Source organism: Enterobacter cloacae complex sp. ECL352 (genome assembly GCF_020149545.1).
GTDB lineage: Bacteria > Pseudomonadota > Gammaproteobacteria > Enterobacterales > Enterobacteriaceae > Enterobacter > Enterobacter asburiae_B.
The window spans coordinates 26,392-40,504 of sequence record NZ_CP083711.1 but is presented as its reverse complement, the minus strand read 5'-3'; the positions used below and the strand labels follow the sequence as shown (position 1 = coordinate 40,504).

Sequence of the window (14,113 nt, the reverse complement as noted above, 5' to 3'; positions counted from 1 at the left end):
CCCGGCCGGCGGCCGCGAGAACCGGCTATGTCGTGCTACGCATCGAGCCAGGCGGCCACGGCCGCCCGTCTCGCCCCTGGCGGGCTTCCAGCGCCTTCCCGACGCTCACCGGGCCGGTGGCCCTCGCCGCTAGGCTACGAGGCCCTGGCGGGCCTTTCTGGCCCCTTCTCGGGGCCATAGAGGGCCGGCGCTGCCTGGTCGGCCTTGTGGGCTTCCGCGCCGACAATCCCACCACTGCGCAGATCGACGACGGGCTGGTAGTGCAGTTCAAGCTGCCCGCGCTCGACCGCTTGGGCCAGTTCCGGCGTCGTCCATCCATCCGGCCGGAAAGCGCTCATTCTCTTTCCCTGAATGCCCGCAACGCCCGCGACAGGGACAGAAGGAACAGGCCGGTCAAACCGAGCGCCGCGATGACCCAATGCTCGCCGAGGAAAGCACCGGCGGTTGTGCCGGCCAGCACGACAGCGAGGATGGGCAGGTGGCAGGGGCAAGTCAGCACAGCCAGTCCGCCCCACAGGTAGCCGGTGATCGGTTTGTGCGTCTCGGACGGCAAGCGCTCGGGGTTGTTCATGGCAGACTCTCCGCGTGCTGTGCCGGCTCGGTCGGCAGGGTGGCCAACTGCACTTCCAGATCGGCCAACGCTTCGCGCCGACGCTCGACGAACTGACGCAGCAGGGCAAGCTGCGCGGCCGCTTCGTCGCCGTCCGCCGCATCCAGCGCCCGGCACAGCCGCGCCAGCGCGTCGAGGCCGATGCCCGCCTCGAAGGCCGCCCGCACGAAGCACAGCCGTTGCAAGGCGGCGTCATCGAACAAGCCGTAGCCGCCTGGTGTGCACGCCACCGGGCGCAGCAATCCGCGCAGCAGGTAGTCGCGCACGATATGCACGCTCACCCCGGCATCAAGAGCCAGCCGGGACACCGTGTAGGCGTTCATTGAACACCTCCTTTTTCTCACCCGGCGCAGCAGGAAAGCTGCTTCACATCCTTGTTGAAGGTCTGCGCCGCGAGCTTCAACCCCTCGACCATCGTCAGGTAGGGGAACAACTGGTCGGCCAGTTCCTGCACCGTCATGCGGTTGCGAATGGCCAGAGCCGCCGTCTGGATCAGTTCACCCGCTTCCGGCGCGACCGCCTGTACGCCGATCAGCCGATGGCTGCCTTCCTCGATAACCAACTTGATGAAGCCGCGTGTGTCGAAGTTGGCGAGCGCACGCGGCACGTTGTCCAAGGTCAAGGTGCGGCTGTCGGTCTCGATCCCGTCGTGGTGGGCTTCCGCCTCGCTGTAGCCCACGGTCGCCACTTGCGGATCGGTGAACACCACGGCCGGCATTGCGGTCAGGTCGAGCGCCGCATCGCCGCCGGTCATGTTGATCGCGGCACGGGTGCCGGCCGCTGCCGCCACATAGACGAACTGCGGCTGGTCGGTGCAGTCGCCGGCCGCGTAGATGTTCGGGTTGCTCGTGCGCATGCCTTGGTCGATGACGATGGCACCTTGCGCATTGACAGTGACCCCCGCTGCGTCCAGCGCGAGGCTGCGCGTGTTCGGTGTCCGACCGGTGGCAACCAGCAGTTTGTCGGCGCGCAATTCACCGTGCGTGGTGGTCAGCACGAATTCACCGTCCATATGGGCGACCTGGCTGGCTTGCGTGTGCTCCAGCACCTCGATGCCCTCGGCACGGAAAGCGGCTGTCACCGCCTCGCCGATGGCCGGGTCTTCACGGAAGAACAAGGTATTGCGCGCCAGGACCGTGACCTTGCTGCCCAGCCGGGCAAAGGCTTGCGCCAGCTCCAGCGCCACCACCGACGAGCCGATTACGGCAAGGCGTTCGGGAATGGTGTCGCTCGCCAGGGCCTCGGTGGAAGTCCAGTAGGGTGACTCTTTCAACCCCGGAATCGGCGGGACCGCCGGGCTGGCACCCGTGGCGACCAGGCAGCGGTCGAACATCACGACGCGCTCGCCACCCTCGTTCAAACTAACGATAAGGCTCTGGTCGTCCTTGAAACGCGCTTCACCGTGCAGAACGGTGATGGCTGAATTGCCGTCCAGGATGCCTTCGTACTTGGCATGACGGAGTTCTTCGACACGGGCCTGCTGCTGGGCCAGCAGCCGCTCGCGCAAGATCGTCGGCGGTGTGGGTGGCATGCCGCCGTCGAATGGGCTTTCCCGGCGCAGATGGGCGATGTGGGCGGCGCGGATCATGATCTTGGACGGCACACAACCGACGTTGACGCAGGTGCCGCCGATGGTGCCGCGCTCAATCAGCGTGACCTGCGCGCCTTGCTCGACGGCCTTCAGTGCTGCCGCCATCGCGGCTCCACCGCTGCCGATCACGGCGACTTGCAACGGGCGCTCGCCGCCGCTGCCCTTGTCGGCGGCACCCATCCAGCCGCGCACCTTGTCGAACAGCCCAGTGCGGTTGTCGGTCGGCGGGGCATCGGCGAGCATCGCTTTGTAGCCTAGGCCAGCCACGGCGGCGGTCAGTGCGTCCGGCGCTGTGCCTGGATCAAGGGCGAGCTGGGCCGCGCCCTTGGCATAGGACACTATGGCAGATTGGACGCCGGGTACTTTTTCCAGCGCTTCCTTGACGTGCGCCGCGCACGAGTCGCAGGTCATGCCGGTGATTTTTAGATGGGTCATGCGACAGATCCTTTTTCGTTTGTGGTAGCAGACAAGGGCGTCAGATGTGCTGCGCTGCCGTTTTCAGTGCCTCACTTCTTGACGCTGGACGGATAGCCTGCGTCTTCGGTGGCCTTGGTCAGCTTCTGCACGCTGGTCTTGGCATCATCGAAGGTGACAACCGCTTCGCGTGTCTCGAAGGTCACGTTAACTTTGCTGACGCCTTCGACCTTGGAAATCGCCTTCTTGACGGTGATCGGACAAGCGGAGCAGGTCATGCCCGGTACGGACAGCGTGACGGTCTGGGTGGCGGCCCACACGGGGGCAACAACGGCAGCGATGGCGAGAGAGGCAAACAGTTTTTTCATGATGAACTCCTGTGATTAATAGAAAAATGGCATGACGTAGGGAAATCCGAGCGCGACCAGAACCAGCGCGGCCACGACCCAGAAAATGAGCTTGTAAGTAGCGCGCACTTGGGGAATCGCACACACATCCCCTGGTTTGCAGGCTTGCGCCGGTCGGTAGATGCGCCGCCAGGCGAAAAACAGCGCCACCAACGCCGCGCCGATGAAGATCGGGCGATAAGGTTCCAACACCGTCAAGTTGCCGATCCAAGCGCCGCTGAACCCCAGGGCGATCAGAACCAGCGGCCCCAGGCAGCAAGCCGCGGCGAGGATGGCGGCTAGCCCGCCAGTGAAGAGCGCCCCGCGCCCGTTTTGAGGTTCAGACATACGCTTGTCCTTTCAAATCTGGATTGGATAGCTTAAGCTTACTTCCGTACCAATGTACGGAGTCAAGCAATATGGAAAAAAATTTGGAGAATCTGACTATTGGCGTTTTCGCCAAGGCGGCCGGGGTCAACGTGGAAACAATCCGGTTCTATCAGCGCAAGGGCTTGTTGCCGGAGCCGGACAAGCCCTATGGCAGCATCCGCCGCTATGGCGAGGCGGATGTGACGCGGGTGCGCTTCGTGAAATCAGCCCAGCGGCTCGGATTCAGCCTCGACGAGATCGCAGAGCTGCTGAGGCTGGATGACGGCACCCACTGCGAGGAAGCCAGCAGCCTGGCCGAGCACAAGCTTCAGGACGTGCGCGAAAAAATGACCGACCTGGCGCGCATGGAAACCGTGCTATCCGAACTTGTGTTCGCCTGCCATGCGCGGCAAGGGAACGTTTCTTGCCCGCTGATTGCTTCGCTGCAAGGGGAGAAAGAGCCGCGTGGTGCCGACGCGGTGTAGCCGAGGGTAGTTACGCCTTAGCGTGCTTTATTTAATGAGATGGTCACTCCCTCCTTCCCGGTACTATGCTGAGGACAGGCTTTCATTCGGAGAACCATCATGGAAAACATTGCGCTTATTGGTATCGATCTGGGTAAGAACTCTTTCCATATTCATTGTCAGGATCATCGTGGGAAGGCCGTTTACCGTAAAAAATTCACCCGACCAAAGCTAATCGAATTTCTGGCGACATGCCCGGCAACAACCATCGCGATGGAAGCCTGTGGCGGTTCTCACTTTATGGCACGCAAGCTGGCAGAGTTAGGGCATTTTCCAAAGCTGATATCACCGCAATTTGTCCGCCCATTCGTTAAAAGCAACAAAAATGACTTCGTTGATGCTGAAGCTATCTGTGAAGCAGCATCACGTCCATCTATGCGTTTCGTGCAGCCCAGAACCGAATCTCAGCAGGCAATGCGAGCTCTGCATCGTGTCCGTGAATCCCTGGTTCAGGATAAGGTGAAAACAACTAATCAGATGCATGCTTTTCTGCTGGAATTTGGTATCAGCGTTCCGCGAGGTGCTGCCGTTATTAGTCGACTGAGTACCCTTCTTGAGGACAGTAGTTTGCCTCTTTATCTCAGCCAGTTACTGCTGAAATTACAACAGCATTATCACTATCTTGTTGAGCAGATTAAAGATCTGGAATCTCAGTTGAAACGAAAGTTGGACGAAGATGAGGTTGGACAGCGCTTGCTGAGTATTCCCTGCGTTGGAACGCTGACTGCCAGTACTATTTCAACTGAGATTGGCGACGGGAAGCAGTACGCCAGCAGCCGTGACTTTGCGGCGGCAACAGGGCTGGTACCCCGACAGTACAGCACGGGAGGTCGGACGACATTGTTAGGGATTAGCAAGCGGGGCAACAAAAAGATCCGAACTTTGTTGGTTCAGTGTGCCAGGGTATTCATACAAAAACTGGAACACCAGTCTGGCAAGTTGGCCGACTGGGTCAGGGAGTTGTTGTGTCGGAAAAGCAACTTTGTCGTCACCTGTGCTCTGGCAAACAAGCTGGCCAGAATAGCCTGGGCACTGACGGCGCGACAGCAAACTTACGAAGCATAAAGGCAGAAATACACCAGTTTAAACAATCATTCATCTGGTTTTGCGAATACTGATATTGATGATACTAACGGCCCACCGGCCTGTTGAGGAACCTGTAAAACGGAAAGGCTCATTGAAGCCGTATATTTTCTGGAGGTTCATCAGGCGCGGAACTCATCGAGGCGCGGGAATAAAATCCCATTCAGACGCCGGATAGATTCAAGCAAGCCAACTTGTCGTCAAAATCGGTGTTGCAAAAACGGGAGTGACCATAGATTCCGTTTTCTGAGACGACCCCTTAGAAAGCCTAGTCAAAGAGCTGTCACGAGAACACCGTTAGCTTAGCGTACGATTTTTTCCGAATTCTGCGGTTCCCCCTTGTGGATCGTTTGGGGACAAAACGCCGGCTGGTGACAGTTGAGGGGCGTTTCTTGACACTTGGGGGGCAGCGCACCCCGGCGCGATGCTGACAGATGAGGGGCCGGCCTCGAAATCGGCCGGCTGGAGCCGCGCCGGAGGCCGTCGAGGCGGCCTATGTGCTTGATCGGGCTGGCTTTATCCACAGAAGTTGTGGATAAGCCTGTTGGCAAGGCCCTTGCCGTACTGACACTTGAGGGGCGGGGGTGCTGACAGATGAGGGGCGCGATCCTTGACACTTGACGGGCAGACTATTGACCCTTGAGGGGCTTATCCATTGACACTTGAGGGGCGGCCCTTCGAGCCTTTTCCTTGGCGTATCAACGGCTTGCGCGCGTTTTCCGGTCAAGCTAACCGGCTTTTAACCCTTCATAACCTTTATATTAAACCTAGTTGTTATAACCGGGTGTCGAAAAAAGCGGCAAACCGGCCCAAGGTGCCCCGCAGAATGATCGGCCGCCGAAGGGGGGTGCCCCCCCTTCTCGATCCCACCCGGCCGCTAAAGCGGCCTCCCATCCCCCCAGGGGCGTTGCCCCTCGGCCTACGGCCTTCACCCCAAGAATGGAGCGCCTACGGCGCTACGGCTGACCATAGCCAGGCGCAAGCGCCTGGCAGAAGTTCGTGCTCTTCCAAAGGGGGCCAAGGCCCCCTCTGGACTCCCCAACTGTCAAGGCCGCGGTGACTCCTGCGCCGTCGCCAAGTCGGAAGATGGCTCCAGCTCGAAGGCCGCAAGGTTGAACGCCAAGGGAGGGGTCGGCCTGCCAGGCCCAGGGCGTGATTGCGCCCCTCAAGTGTCAAGAAGCGGGGGAATTCAGTCGTCCGCGTCGTCGTGCAGGATCGTCTCGTAGTCCTGCCCGCCGTAGAACACGCCGATGATGGAAACCAGATCGCCGGCCACATCGAAGGCGATCACGGCGCGCTTGCGGTAGTTCGTGATGCGCAGGCCGGGCCGCACATCGTCGCGCATGGTGCCGCGCAGTGGAAACGTGCGCAGGCTTTCGCAGTAGGTGACGATTGCCTCGGTGTAGCGAGCGGCAACGTCAGGCGACGCCGCCGCCGCGATGTAGCGGTACAGCTCGGCAAGCTGCTCTTCGGCCTCGGGCGAGAAGACGACCGCGTAGCTCATTGCGCCTTCGCATGCTCGGCGGCCAGGCGGGCGCGCACCTGGTCGGCGGTGACGGCTCGGGAGGGATCGGCTTTCAGGGCGTCATACGCCGGGCCGACCTGGTTGTGAAGCCAGGACTCGACGGCGCGATCACGCGCGAGTAGCGCACGCAGGCCGTCGCGGATGACCTCGCTTTCGCTCGCGTACTCCCCGGTCTTGACCTTCGTTTTCACCACGTCGGCCATGTCGTTCGGCAGGGTGATGCTCAGTTGCTGGGTGGTTCGCATGGCGGCCTCCATTCGGTTCAATAGGATTCAATCCTATCACTCCAAGGGGGCGAAGTCCAGTTTAGCGGCTAAAGTTTAGCTAAAGTGCTTGACAGGTTAGGACATTTTGTCCTAATATACGTCTTGAAGGCCGGGCATGTCGCCCAGGTCAACTACCGGAGAGTTCCGATGAACACCCAAGACCAACCCGTCACCGCTTCCCTGGTCGCCGAGGCCCAGCGCCTCGACTTCTTGCCTACCTACTTCGGCCCGCGCCTGATGATGCGCGGCGAGGCCCTTGTGTACGCCTGGCTGCGCCGGCTCTGCGAACGCTACAACGGCGCGTATTGGCACTACTACACCCTGTCGGACGGCGGTTTCTACCTGGCCCCCGACCTGGCCGAGCGCCTGGAGATCGAGGTAGACGGCAACGGCTTCCGGGGCGAACTGTCGGCCGACGCCGCCGGCATTGTCGCAACCCTGTTCGCGCTCGGCCAGCTCGCGGCCGAGATCGCCGGCACGGACGCGGCCGACGCCCTGATCGACCGCTATCACTTCCTGCGCGGCTTCGCGGCCGGCCACCCCGAGGCCGCTGCGATCTACCGGGCTATTGACTGATGAGGGGCGGCCCCGGCTCCGGCCGGGGCTGCCCCAGGAGCACGTCAAGCGATGGCGAAGCGAACAAAGCAACCGGCCCAGACGGGCCAGGACTGGAGCGCGCCGGCGGCCGAGCTGCTGGCCGAGCTGCCGGCAGACCGTGACGGCCTGCTGGCTGCGGCCGTTGCGGCCGTGGTGGAGATCGACGCGGCTGTCATGCGCGGCGACGGGGCGGCGGCCGAGCTGGCCGGCGACCGATACGAGGCGATCATCTGGAAGCTGAACGGCGGCACGAACTTCGGGTGCATGGCCGACGACGAGGCCGCCGGCCGCGTCATCGAGCGGCATTGCGCTGCGGTGCCGGGGGACGTGCCCTTGTGGGGCCAGCGCGGCCAGTTCCTGGCCGTGGCGGGCGACGTGCGCGCCCTGGTGGAGTACGAGGCCGGTTATGGCGGGCCGCTCAACGCGCATTTTCAGTTCCACGCGGTTGACCTGGACAGGCCGTTTATCTCGGCGACGGGCTATCGCTCGCACTTCGACACGGCGCGGGGCTGCATGACCGTGGACGAGGTTGCGCGCGGCATCCTGACGGCCATGCTGGCCGAGAAGAAGCGGCCGGTGTTGATCGAGGCCAACTACCGCGACCGCTTGGCCGACGCTCCCCTGCCCGATTGGCTGGCCGGCCTGGTGCCGCCGGCGCGGCGCGAGCCGGCGACCGTGACGATCCCGCCGGGCTTCGTCTTGGTCGATGTGGTGCTGCCGGCGCACAAGGCGTTCATCGCGCGGCGCTGGGCGGCCGAGGCGGCGGGCAAGGTCAAGGCGGCCAGGGCCGCCAGGTCGAACGCCAAGGGAAAGGCCGGGGGCCGCGAGCGAGATCCCGCATCGGCGGAAACGGCGATGCGCTGCAGCACCGCCAAAGCTGACGATTGCAAGGCCGAGGCTGGGCCTGTATCGCCAGAAGCGACGATGCCGGGCGCAGGCGAAGCATCCTGCAGCACCGCCAGGAATGGCGATGCAGGCCCGGCCGACCTGGTGGAGTTCACGCCCGCACCAGGCCAACGGTGCGAGATCGTGAGCGTCCACCATCCGGTGTTCGCCAAGGAGATCGGCAAGCGCGTCATCATCGTGAAGGTGCATCCAGACACCCGCCAGGTGTGGGCGCATGACGACCGGCCGGTGACATACAAGACCAACCGCGCGGGCCGCCGTGTGGTGGATTCAGACCCGAGCTGCATTCAGTCGATCTACGGATTCGACCAACTGCGGCTTATCACGTGACCAGGAGAAGAAACGAATGACGAACGACGCCAATATCCGGCTGGAGTGCTTGAAGCCGGCCGAGCGGTGGGCGCAGCCGAGCGGCGAAGAGGTGCGCGAGGTGCTGCGCCTGGCGGGCCTCACCGGCGGCAAAGCCGCGAAGGTGCTGGGCCTCGGCCCGAAGGGCGACCGGACGATCCGGCGATGGGTGGGCGAGGACACGCCGATCCCTTATGCCGCGTGGGCGCTGCTGTGCGACTACGCCGGCCTCGGGCTGATCTGGAAAGAGGTTTGACGCCAGGGAAAGAGGCTTTAGCGGCTAAAGTGCTAGGCATCGGACTACGGTAAAGCGAAAATAGTTTAGCTAAAGTGCTTGACAGGCTAGGACATTTTGTCCTAATATAGCACTTGAAGGCCGGGCATTCCGCCCAGGTCGATTACCGGAGAGGTTCCGATGAGCAAGAACAAGATCATGCCTTGGGTTGACGCCCTGCCGAATGTGGAAGCCACCGACTTCCAAGCCCGCCGCGACCAGATCGAGGCCACGATGGCCGAGGCGGCCGAGCTGGTGAAGCAGGCGGAAGAGCTGCGCGGCAAAGCCTATTTCGCCGCCTTGAGCCTGGAGGCCAGTGCCAAGGGCGAATGGTCGAGCCAAGCGGTCGAGCAGGCCAAGCGCAGCGTCGGCTGGTAAGGGAAGGCGGCCCGGCTTCGGCCGGGTCATCAACGGAACGCCAAGAGGAAACAGTCCCATGAGCAAAGGCAAGATCGAGATCATCGAGACGTGCTGCCGGCGCTGCGGCAAGAGCATCCGAACCTTGAGCCACACCATCATCGGCGCCGATGATGCCCGCGAGAAGTTCGGCAGCATCTGCGGCGGCTGCATCACGCCGGAGGAAGATAACGAGCTGACGGAAATGCTGCTGGCGGCGGCCGTGCGACGCATGAGCGGAGCGACGCTGCAATGACGGCATTCCACACGTTCGACGGCCCCAGGTGGAGGAACGCCCCGGAGTGATCCGGGGCGCTTGGCCTGGTGCTGGCACACCGTAACCATGCTTCCGAGTGGGAGCATCCAGCATTCAACACGTAACCGCGTGGAGGGTCAAGCCATGTCCAACATCGTCAAGTTCCCCAGGGCGAGCAAGCCGCCGGCTCCCGAGCCGGTGCAGCCTGCCGCGCCCGCTGCTGCGCCTGCCGCACCCAAGGCCGAAGGCCGGGGCCTGGTGGCCGGCCTGGTCAAGTTCGTATGGGTGGCGACCGTGCTGGTCTGGCCGGTGCTCAAGTGGGTGCTGGCGATCATCACCTTCTTCCAGTTCGTGCGGATGCTCTACCACTGGAACACGCCTGGCGTGTATGCCGGCTGGTCGTTCCTGGCGTACTTCGCGGCACTGACCGCGATCACCTACTTCGTTTCGATCTACAAACCGAAAGGGCTTTGACATGGCAAAGCAGACCCTCCCCTACCCGCCTGGCTTCGTGGAGCCGACCACTGGCCGCGTGGCCGTCATGGTGCGCGAGTACGCGGACAGCGACTTGAACGGCGACGCGCCGGCCTACTGGTACAGCGCGCAATCCGAAGAATGGGGCCTTGACCCCTGGCGTCTCGTGGAGGGCGTCGATCCGCACGTGGGCGGCGGTTCCTTCGACGTGTGCTTTGCCAGCGGCGGCACGCGCACCGTAGGCCCGCTGATGACGTTCTTCCTGAGTGCCGCCCATGCGGCACAGCTCATTGACGCCAAGGGGGAAGAGTTGGCCTTGCAGCGCGCCACCCTGGCCGTCATCGCGGACGGGCTGGGCCTGCCTGCCAAGGCGCTGCGCATCGAGGCGAAGGTGGAGGGCCGGCCGGCCGTGTTCTACGACCAGGACGGGGCCACGCTTTGCGCGTGCGCGGTGGATTCCGACCACTGGCGACAGGCGCGGGCGACGGCCGCAACGGCATCGGCCATCGACAAGGCGCGAACAAATTTTTAGCCGCTAAAACGCTTGACGGCTTCGCATGGTTTAGCTAAACTTCTGCACATGGTTGGCGGCTGGCACCGCCATTTGTTCAACAAACCGGGTGTGGAGTGTTATGGGTGCAATCCATGAAGAAACGGCTAACCGAAGCCCAATTCCAGACGGCCATCAAGGGGCTGGAGATCGGGCAGCAGACCATCGACATAGCGCGCGGCGTGCTGGTCGATGGCCGGCCCCAGGCGGAGTTTGTCACTTCGCTGGGGCTGACCAAGGGGGCGGTGTCGCAGGCGGTCAGTCGCGTATGGGCAGCAGCAGGGGAACAGCTCCCCGAGGGCTTCGAGCGAGTGACGGCGGTACTGCCGGAGCATCAAGCGTTCATCGTCAAGAAGTGGGAAGCAGACGCCAAGAGGAAACAGGAACCCAAGTCATGAAAACACTGGTCACGGCAATTCAGAAGGGCGGTCAAGGCAAGACGTTCGCCACCTGCCACCTGGCATTCGACTTCCTGGAGCGCGGCCTTCGCGTGGCCGTGATCGACCTGGACACCCAGGGCAACGCATCGTTCACGCTGTCGGCGTACCAATCGGGCTACCTCGCCAGCCAGTTGTTCACCGGCGACACCGATGACCTGCGGTATTGGTTCGGCAAGCGCGAGGGCGAGAGCCTGGCGCTGATCGCGGCAGACGCCAACCTGGCGAACCTGGACAAGATGGAGCTTTCCCAGGCGGCCGCCGCGCTGCGGGCCAGTGTGGCCGCGCTGGGCGAGTTCTTCGACGTGTGCCTGATCGACACGGCCCCCTCCCTTGGCGTCGCCATGACGGCGGCCGTGCTGACGGCCGACTACATGCTGTCGCCCATCGAAATGGAGGCGTACAGCTTGCAGGGCATGAAGAAGATGGTCGCGGTCATCAGCAACCTGCGCAAGCAGAACCCCAAGCTGCGCTTCCTCGGCATGGTGCCGAACAAGGTGGACGCGCGGAAGCCGCGCCACGTCAACAACCTGGCGACGTTGCAGCAGGCATACCCGCAGCTCATCTTGCCGTTCAGCATCGGCGCGCGTGACAGCATCGCCGAGGCGCTGGGCGAGCAGATGCCGGTGTGGAAGATCAAGAAGACCGCCGCGCGGAAGGCCACCCAGGAGGTGCGTGCGCTGGCGGATTACGTGTTCACGAAGATGGAGATCGCGCAATGAGCGCCAAGACCAACGCCAAGAAGAAGGAGCAGGACAAGCCGCAATCGTCCGGGCTGGGCCTGGACGGGCTGGGCGACCTGGCCGGCCTGCTGAACGAGCAGCCGGCGGCCAACGCCGGCGGCGCAGGCCCGCAGGAGCTGCCGCTTGACCTGATCGACGAAGACCCACACCAGCCGCGCACGGCCGACAACCCCGGCTTCTCGCCGGAGAGCATCGCGGAGATCGGCGAGACCATCAAAGCGCGCGGCGTGAAGTCGCCCATCAGCGTGCGCGAGAACCCGGACGCACCGGGGCGCTACCTCATCAACCACGGCGCGCGGCGCTATCGCGGCTCGAAGTGGGCGCACAAGACCACGATCCCGGCCTTCATCGACAACGACTACAACGAGGCCGACCAGGTTATCGAGAACCTGCAACGCAACGAGCTGACGGCGCGTGAGATCGCCGACTTCATCGGCCGCGAGCTGGCGAAGGGCAAGAAGAAGGGCGAGATCGCCAAGGAGATCGGCAAGTCGCCGGCCTTCGTCACGCAGCACGTCACGCTGCTGGACTTGCCCGAACCCATTGCCGAGGCGTTCAATAGCGGCCGGGGCAAGGACGTGACTGTCATCAACGAGCTGGTGACGGCCTACAAGAAGAACCCCGACGAGGTGGCCGCCTGGCTGGCCGACGACAGCCAGGAGCTGACGCGCGGCTCGGTGAAGCTGCTGCGCGAGTTCCTGGAGGACAAGCGCAGTCACGAGGACGGCGACCGTGATCCCAACACCGTCGATGCGCTGACCGGCAAGACCGACGCCGAGGCCGGCGACGGCGAGCAGGGGCCGCAGGATGATGACGCCAAGGGGAAGAAGGAGCCGAAGGAGGCCGACCCCGACAAGCTCAAGAAGGCCATCATCCAGGTCAAGCACGACGACCGGCCGGCACGGCTGATCCTCAACCGCCGGCCCCCGGCCGAGGGCTGGGCCTGGCTCAAATACGAGGATGACGGCCAGGAGTTCGAGGCCGACCTTGGCACCGTGCAGCTTGTCGCGCTGCTGGAGGGCTGACACGCCCAGCGCCGGGCATCGCCGACCACCGACCCCCACCCATCGCCCCGCCATCGAGCGGGGCTTTTTTTTGCCCGCGTTTTAGCCGCTAAAAAAAGTTCAGCTAAACCGCTTGCGTAGTGTTGTATGTTGTAGTATGCTACACGCTACAACATACAACCGGCCAAAGGAGGCCCGACATGGCGATCTCGAAGGAGCAGATATTTGCGGTGGCCGACGAACTGGACGCGGCCGGCCAGAACCCCACGCTGGCGAACGTGCGCAAGCAGCTCGGCAGCGGCAGCTTCACCACCATCAGCGAGGCGATGAACGAGTGGCGCGCACGCAAGGCCAGCCAGGCCGCCCCGATCCGCGAGCCGGCACCGCAGGCGATCACCGACAAGCTGGCCGAGCTGGGCGGCGACTTGTGGGCCGTGGCGCTGGAAATGGCGAACAACCGCCTGGCCGCCGAGCGCGAGGCGCTGGAGGCCGTGCGCCAGGAGACGGAAGCAGCGCGCCAGGAAGCCGCAGAGCTGGCCGACCAGCTCACCGGCGAGCTGGACGAGGCCAAGGCCCGCGTCGCGGCCCTGGAGGCCGTCGAGGCGGCCGCCAAGGGCGAGGCCGACGAGCTGCGCGGCAAGCTCGCGGCGACCAGCGAGCGCGCGGCCACGGCCGAGGCCAGGGCCGGCGAGCTGCGCACGGAGCTGGATCACGCCCATCAGGAAGCCCGCCAGGCGCGCGCAGAGCGCGACAAGGCCCAGGAGAGGGCCACGGCCAGCGCCGACCAGGTGGAGGCCCTGCGGGCCGACCTCGCGGCCGCGAACAGCCGTACCGCCGAGATCGAGCGCCGCGCCGGCGAGCTGCGTGCCGACCTGGAGCGGGCGAACCAGGCGACCGACCAGGCGCGCGCCGCTCAGGCCGAGCAGCGGAAGGCCACCGAGGTGGCCGCCGCCGAGCGCGACCAGGTGCGCGCGGAGCTGGTGAAGGTGCAGGCCAAGGCCGAGGCGGCCGAGCAGGCCCACCAGGAGCAGCGCAAGGCGATGGCGGCCGAGGCACACCGCCAGGCCGAGCGGCTGACCGCCGCCCAGGGCGAGCGCGACCAGGCGAAGCGCGACGCTGCCCAGGCCCGCGAGGAAGCGGCCGGGCTTCGCGGCCGGCTGGAGGCCCTGGAAACCGTCATGGCGCAAGGCCGGGCGGCCGATCCGACCAGCGGCGGACGCAAAAAGACCTGATAAATCGGTTGGTTTTCCTTAAAATTACCCTGGAACCATGACAAAACGCACAACCCGGCCGCTGGGAAGAGCCGGCCTCGCTTTGCCGAGGTCGGCTTTTTTGTTGGAGCGCGGCTTGCATGGGGCCA

General features: G+C 63.9%; 20 protein-coding genes and 1 pseudogene. 13 read left to right on the top strand and 8 right to left on the bottom strand.

Annotation, left to right across the window (positions count from 1 at the left end; all coding sequences use genetic code 11):
• Nucleotides 1–209: 209 nt before the first annotated feature.
• The 6 genes and pseudogenes from LBF07_RS24370 to merT all read right to left on the bottom strand — a co-directional run.
• Nucleotides 210–338, bottom strand: a pseudogene (locus LBF07_RS24370) (Diguanylate phosphodiesterase); the annotation flags it as partial.
• Nucleotides 335–571 carry a broad-spectrum mercury transporter MerE gene (gene merE, locus LBF07_RS24365; RefSeq protein ID WP_003132004.1) on the bottom strand — a complete coding sequence of 79 codons (237 nt, stop codon included), beginning with the start codon at nt 569–571 and terminating at the stop codon, nt 335–337. The gene merE and the pseudogene LBF07_RS24370, both read right to left, overlap by 4 nt.
• Nucleotides 568–933, bottom strand: coding sequence for a mercury resistance co-regulator MerD (gene merD / locus LBF07_RS24360; protein WP_000995360.1), 366 nt, complete (start codon nt 931–933; stop codon nt 568–570). The genes merE and merD overlap by 4 nt, the downstream gene beginning before the upstream one ends.
• Nucleotides 934–950: 17 nt before the next feature.
• Nucleotides 951–2,636, bottom strand: a complete 1,686-nt coding sequence (gene merA / locus LBF07_RS24355) for a mercury(II) reductase (RefSeq protein WP_031943937.1) — start codon at nt 2,634–2,636, stop codon at nt 951–953.
• A gap of 71 nt (nt 2,637–2,707) precedes the next feature.
• A complete protein-coding gene (gene merP / locus LBF07_RS24350; protein ID WP_000732290.1) occupies nt 2,708–2,983 on the bottom strand; it encodes a mercury resistance system periplasmic binding protein MerP in 276 nt (91 codons plus the stop codon).
• Nucleotides 2,984–2,998: 15 nt separating this feature from the next.
• Nucleotides 2,999–3,349, bottom strand: a complete 351-nt coding sequence (gene merT, locus LBF07_RS24345; protein ID WP_015272416.1) for a mercuric ion transporter MerT — start codon at nt 3,347–3,349, stop codon at nt 2,999–3,001.
• Nucleotides 3,350–3,420: 71 nt separating this feature from the next.
• Between merT and LBF07_RS24340 the strand changes: the two genes are divergently transcribed.
• Both LBF07_RS24340 and LBF07_RS24335 read left to right on the top strand, forming a co-directional pair.
• A complete protein-coding gene (locus LBF07_RS24340) occupies nt 3,421–3,855 on the top strand; it encodes a mercury resistance transcriptional regulator MerR (RefSeq protein ID WP_000414383.1) in 435 nt (144 codons plus the stop codon).
• A gap of 99 nt (nt 3,856–3,954) precedes the next feature.
• Nucleotides 3,955–4,959, top strand: coding sequence for an IS110-like element IS5075 family transposase (locus tag LBF07_RS24335; RefSeq protein WP_000427614.1), 1,005 nt, complete (start codon nt 3,955–3,957; stop codon nt 4,957–4,959).
• A 1,207-nt stretch (nt 4,960–6,166) separates the two neighbouring features.
• On the opposite strand, the gene LBF07_RS24330 is transcribed toward LBF07_RS24335, so the two are convergent.
• Together LBF07_RS24330 and LBF07_RS24325 are read right to left on the bottom strand one after the other, a co-directional pair.
• On the bottom strand, nt 6,167–6,481 hold the full coding sequence (locus tag LBF07_RS24330; RefSeq protein WP_010890153.1) for a type II toxin-antitoxin system RelE/ParE family toxin: 315 nt from the start codon (nt 6,479–6,481) through the stop codon (nt 6,167–6,169).
• Entirely contained in the window at nt 6,478–6,747 is a 270-nt protein-coding gene (locus LBF07_RS24325) for a type II toxin-antitoxin system ParD family antitoxin (RefSeq protein ID WP_001260984.1), read from the bottom strand. Before LBF07_RS24325 ends, LBF07_RS24330 begins: the two co-directional genes overlap by 4 nt.
• A gap of 168 nt (nt 6,748–6,915) precedes the next feature.
• On the opposite strand from LBF07_RS24325, the gene LBF07_RS24320 reads away from it, so the two are divergent.
• The 11 genes from LBF07_RS24320 to LBF07_RS24270 all read left to right on the top strand — a co-directional run bounded on the left by LBF07_RS24320 (nt 6,916) and on the right by LBF07_RS24270 (nt 13,985).
• Nucleotides 6,916–7,344, top strand: coding sequence for an antirestriction protein (locus LBF07_RS24320; protein WP_001095942.1), 429 nt, complete (start codon nt 6,916–6,918; stop codon nt 7,342–7,344).
• A 51-nt stretch (nt 7,345–7,395) separates the two neighbouring features.
• Nucleotides 7,396–8,601 (top strand): protein KlcB, encoded by a 1,206-nt coding sequence (locus LBF07_RS24315; protein ID WP_010890116.1) that lies wholly within the window; start codon nt 7,396–7,398, stop codon nt 8,599–8,601.
• A 16-nt stretch (nt 8,602–8,617) separates the two neighbouring features.
• The gene (gene korC, locus LBF07_RS24310; RefSeq protein ID WP_010890115.1) at nt 8,618–8,875 is read left to right on the top strand and encodes a transcriptional repressor KorC; all 258 of its coding nucleotides are present in this window, start codon (nt 8,618–8,620) and stop codon (nt 8,873–8,875) included.
• Between the two features lie 159 nt (nt 8,876–9,034).
• Nucleotides 9,035–9,271, top strand: a complete 237-nt coding sequence (gene kleA / locus LBF07_RS24305) for a stable inheritance protein KleA (protein ID WP_000041932.1) — start codon at nt 9,035–9,037, stop codon at nt 9,269–9,271.
• 58 nt (nt 9,272–9,329) lie between these two features.
• The gene (locus tag LBF07_RS24300; protein WP_010890114.1) at nt 9,330–9,545 is read left to right on the top strand and encodes a DUF2688 domain-containing protein; all 216 of its coding nucleotides are present in this window, start codon (nt 9,330–9,332) and stop codon (nt 9,543–9,545) included.
• 144 nt (nt 9,546–9,689) lie between these two features.
• Nucleotides 9,690–10,019 carry a KleE stable inheritance protein gene (gene kleE, locus LBF07_RS24295; protein ID WP_010890113.1) on the top strand — a complete coding sequence of 110 codons (330 nt, stop codon included), beginning with the start codon at nt 9,690–9,692 and terminating at the stop codon, nt 10,017–10,019.
• A gap of 1 nt (nt 10,020) precedes the next feature.
• A complete protein-coding gene (locus tag LBF07_RS24290; RefSeq protein ID WP_010890112.1) occupies nt 10,021–10,551 on the top strand; it encodes a DUF2761 domain-containing protein in 531 nt (176 codons plus the stop codon).
• 113 nt (nt 10,552–10,664) lie between these two features.
• Nucleotides 10,665–10,967 (top strand): transcriptional regulator KorA, encoded by a 303-nt coding sequence (locus LBF07_RS24285; RefSeq protein WP_010890110.1) that lies wholly within the window; start codon nt 10,665–10,667, stop codon nt 10,965–10,967.
• Entirely contained in the window at nt 10,964–11,728 is a 765-nt protein-coding gene (locus tag LBF07_RS24280) for a ParA family protein (RefSeq protein ID WP_000855329.1), read from the top strand. The genes LBF07_RS24285 and LBF07_RS24280 overlap by 4 nt, the downstream gene beginning before the upstream one ends.
• Nucleotides 11,725–12,774, top strand: a complete 1,050-nt coding sequence (locus LBF07_RS24275; protein WP_011114060.1) for a ParB/RepB/Spo0J family partition protein — start codon at nt 11,725–11,727, stop codon at nt 12,772–12,774. The genes LBF07_RS24280 and LBF07_RS24275 overlap by 4 nt, the downstream gene beginning before the upstream one ends.
• A 179-nt stretch (nt 12,775–12,953) precedes the next feature.
• Complete coding sequence (locus LBF07_RS24270) at nt 12,954–13,985, top strand: DNA-binding protein (protein WP_011342948.1); 1,032 nt, start codon at nt 12,954–12,956, stop codon at nt 13,983–13,985.
• Nucleotides 13,986–14,113 lie beyond the last annotated feature (128 nt).

What these genes read in the sequence shown, in the direction of transcription:
- merE (WP_003132004.1), bottom strand. Translation starts at nt 571, where the DNA reads ATGAACAACCCCGAGCGCTTGCCGTCCGAGACGCACAAACCGATCACC.
- merD (WP_000995360.1), bottom strand. Translation starts at nt 933, where the DNA reads ATGAACGCCTACACGGTGTCCCGGCTGGCTCTTGATGCCGGGGTGAGC.
- merA (WP_031943937.1), bottom strand. Translation starts at nt 2,636, where the DNA reads ATGACCCATCTAAAAATCACCGGCATGACCTGCGACTCGTGCGCGGCG.
- merP (WP_000732290.1), bottom strand. Translation starts at nt 2,983, where the DNA reads ATGAAAAAACTGTTTGCCTCTCTCGCCATCGCTGCCGTTGTTGCCCCC.
- merT (WP_015272416.1), bottom strand. Translation starts at nt 3,349, where the DNA reads ATGTCTGAACCTCAAAACGGGCGCGGGGCGCTCTTCACTGGCGGGCTA.
- LBF07_RS24340 (WP_000414383.1), top strand. Translation starts at nt 3,421, where the DNA reads ATGGAAAAAAATTTGGAGAATCTGACTATTGGCGTTTTCGCCAAGGCG.
- LBF07_RS24335 (WP_000427614.1), top strand. Translation starts at nt 3,955, where the DNA reads ATGGAAAACATTGCGCTTATTGGTATCGATCTGGGTAAGAACTCTTTC.
- LBF07_RS24330 (WP_010890153.1), bottom strand. Translation starts at nt 6,481, where the DNA reads ATGAGCTACGCGGTCGTCTTCTCGCCCGAGGCCGAAGAGCAGCTTGCC.
- LBF07_RS24325 (WP_001260984.1), bottom strand. Translation starts at nt 6,747, where the DNA reads ATGCGAACCACCCAGCAACTGAGCATCACCCTGCCGAACGACATGGCC.
- LBF07_RS24320 (WP_001095942.1), top strand. Translation starts at nt 6,916, where the DNA reads ATGAACACCCAAGACCAACCCGTCACCGCTTCCCTGGTCGCCGAGGCC.
- LBF07_RS24315 (WP_010890116.1), top strand. Translation starts at nt 7,396, where the DNA reads ATGGCGAAGCGAACAAAGCAACCGGCCCAGACGGGCCAGGACTGGAGC.
- korC (WP_010890115.1), top strand. Translation starts at nt 8,618, where the DNA reads ATGACGAACGACGCCAATATCCGGCTGGAGTGCTTGAAGCCGGCCGAG.
- kleA (WP_000041932.1), top strand. Translation starts at nt 9,035, where the DNA reads ATGAGCAAGAACAAGATCATGCCTTGGGTTGACGCCCTGCCGAATGTG.
- LBF07_RS24300 (WP_010890114.1), top strand. Translation starts at nt 9,330, where the DNA reads ATGAGCAAAGGCAAGATCGAGATCATCGAGACGTGCTGCCGGCGCTGC.
- kleE (WP_010890113.1), top strand. Translation starts at nt 9,690, where the DNA reads ATGTCCAACATCGTCAAGTTCCCCAGGGCGAGCAAGCCGCCGGCTCCC.
- LBF07_RS24290 (WP_010890112.1), top strand. Translation starts at nt 10,021, where the DNA reads ATGGCAAAGCAGACCCTCCCCTACCCGCCTGGCTTCGTGGAGCCGACC.
- LBF07_RS24285 (WP_010890110.1), top strand. Translation starts at nt 10,665, where the DNA reads ATGAAGAAACGGCTAACCGAAGCCCAATTCCAGACGGCCATCAAGGGG.
- LBF07_RS24280 (WP_000855329.1), top strand. Translation starts at nt 10,964, where the DNA reads ATGAAAACACTGGTCACGGCAATTCAGAAGGGCGGTCAAGGCAAGACG.
- LBF07_RS24275 (WP_011114060.1), top strand. Translation starts at nt 11,725, where the DNA reads ATGAGCGCCAAGACCAACGCCAAGAAGAAGGAGCAGGACAAGCCGCAA.
- LBF07_RS24270 (WP_011342948.1), top strand. Translation starts at nt 12,954, where the DNA reads ATGGCGATCTCGAAGGAGCAGATATTTGCGGTGGCCGACGAACTGGAC.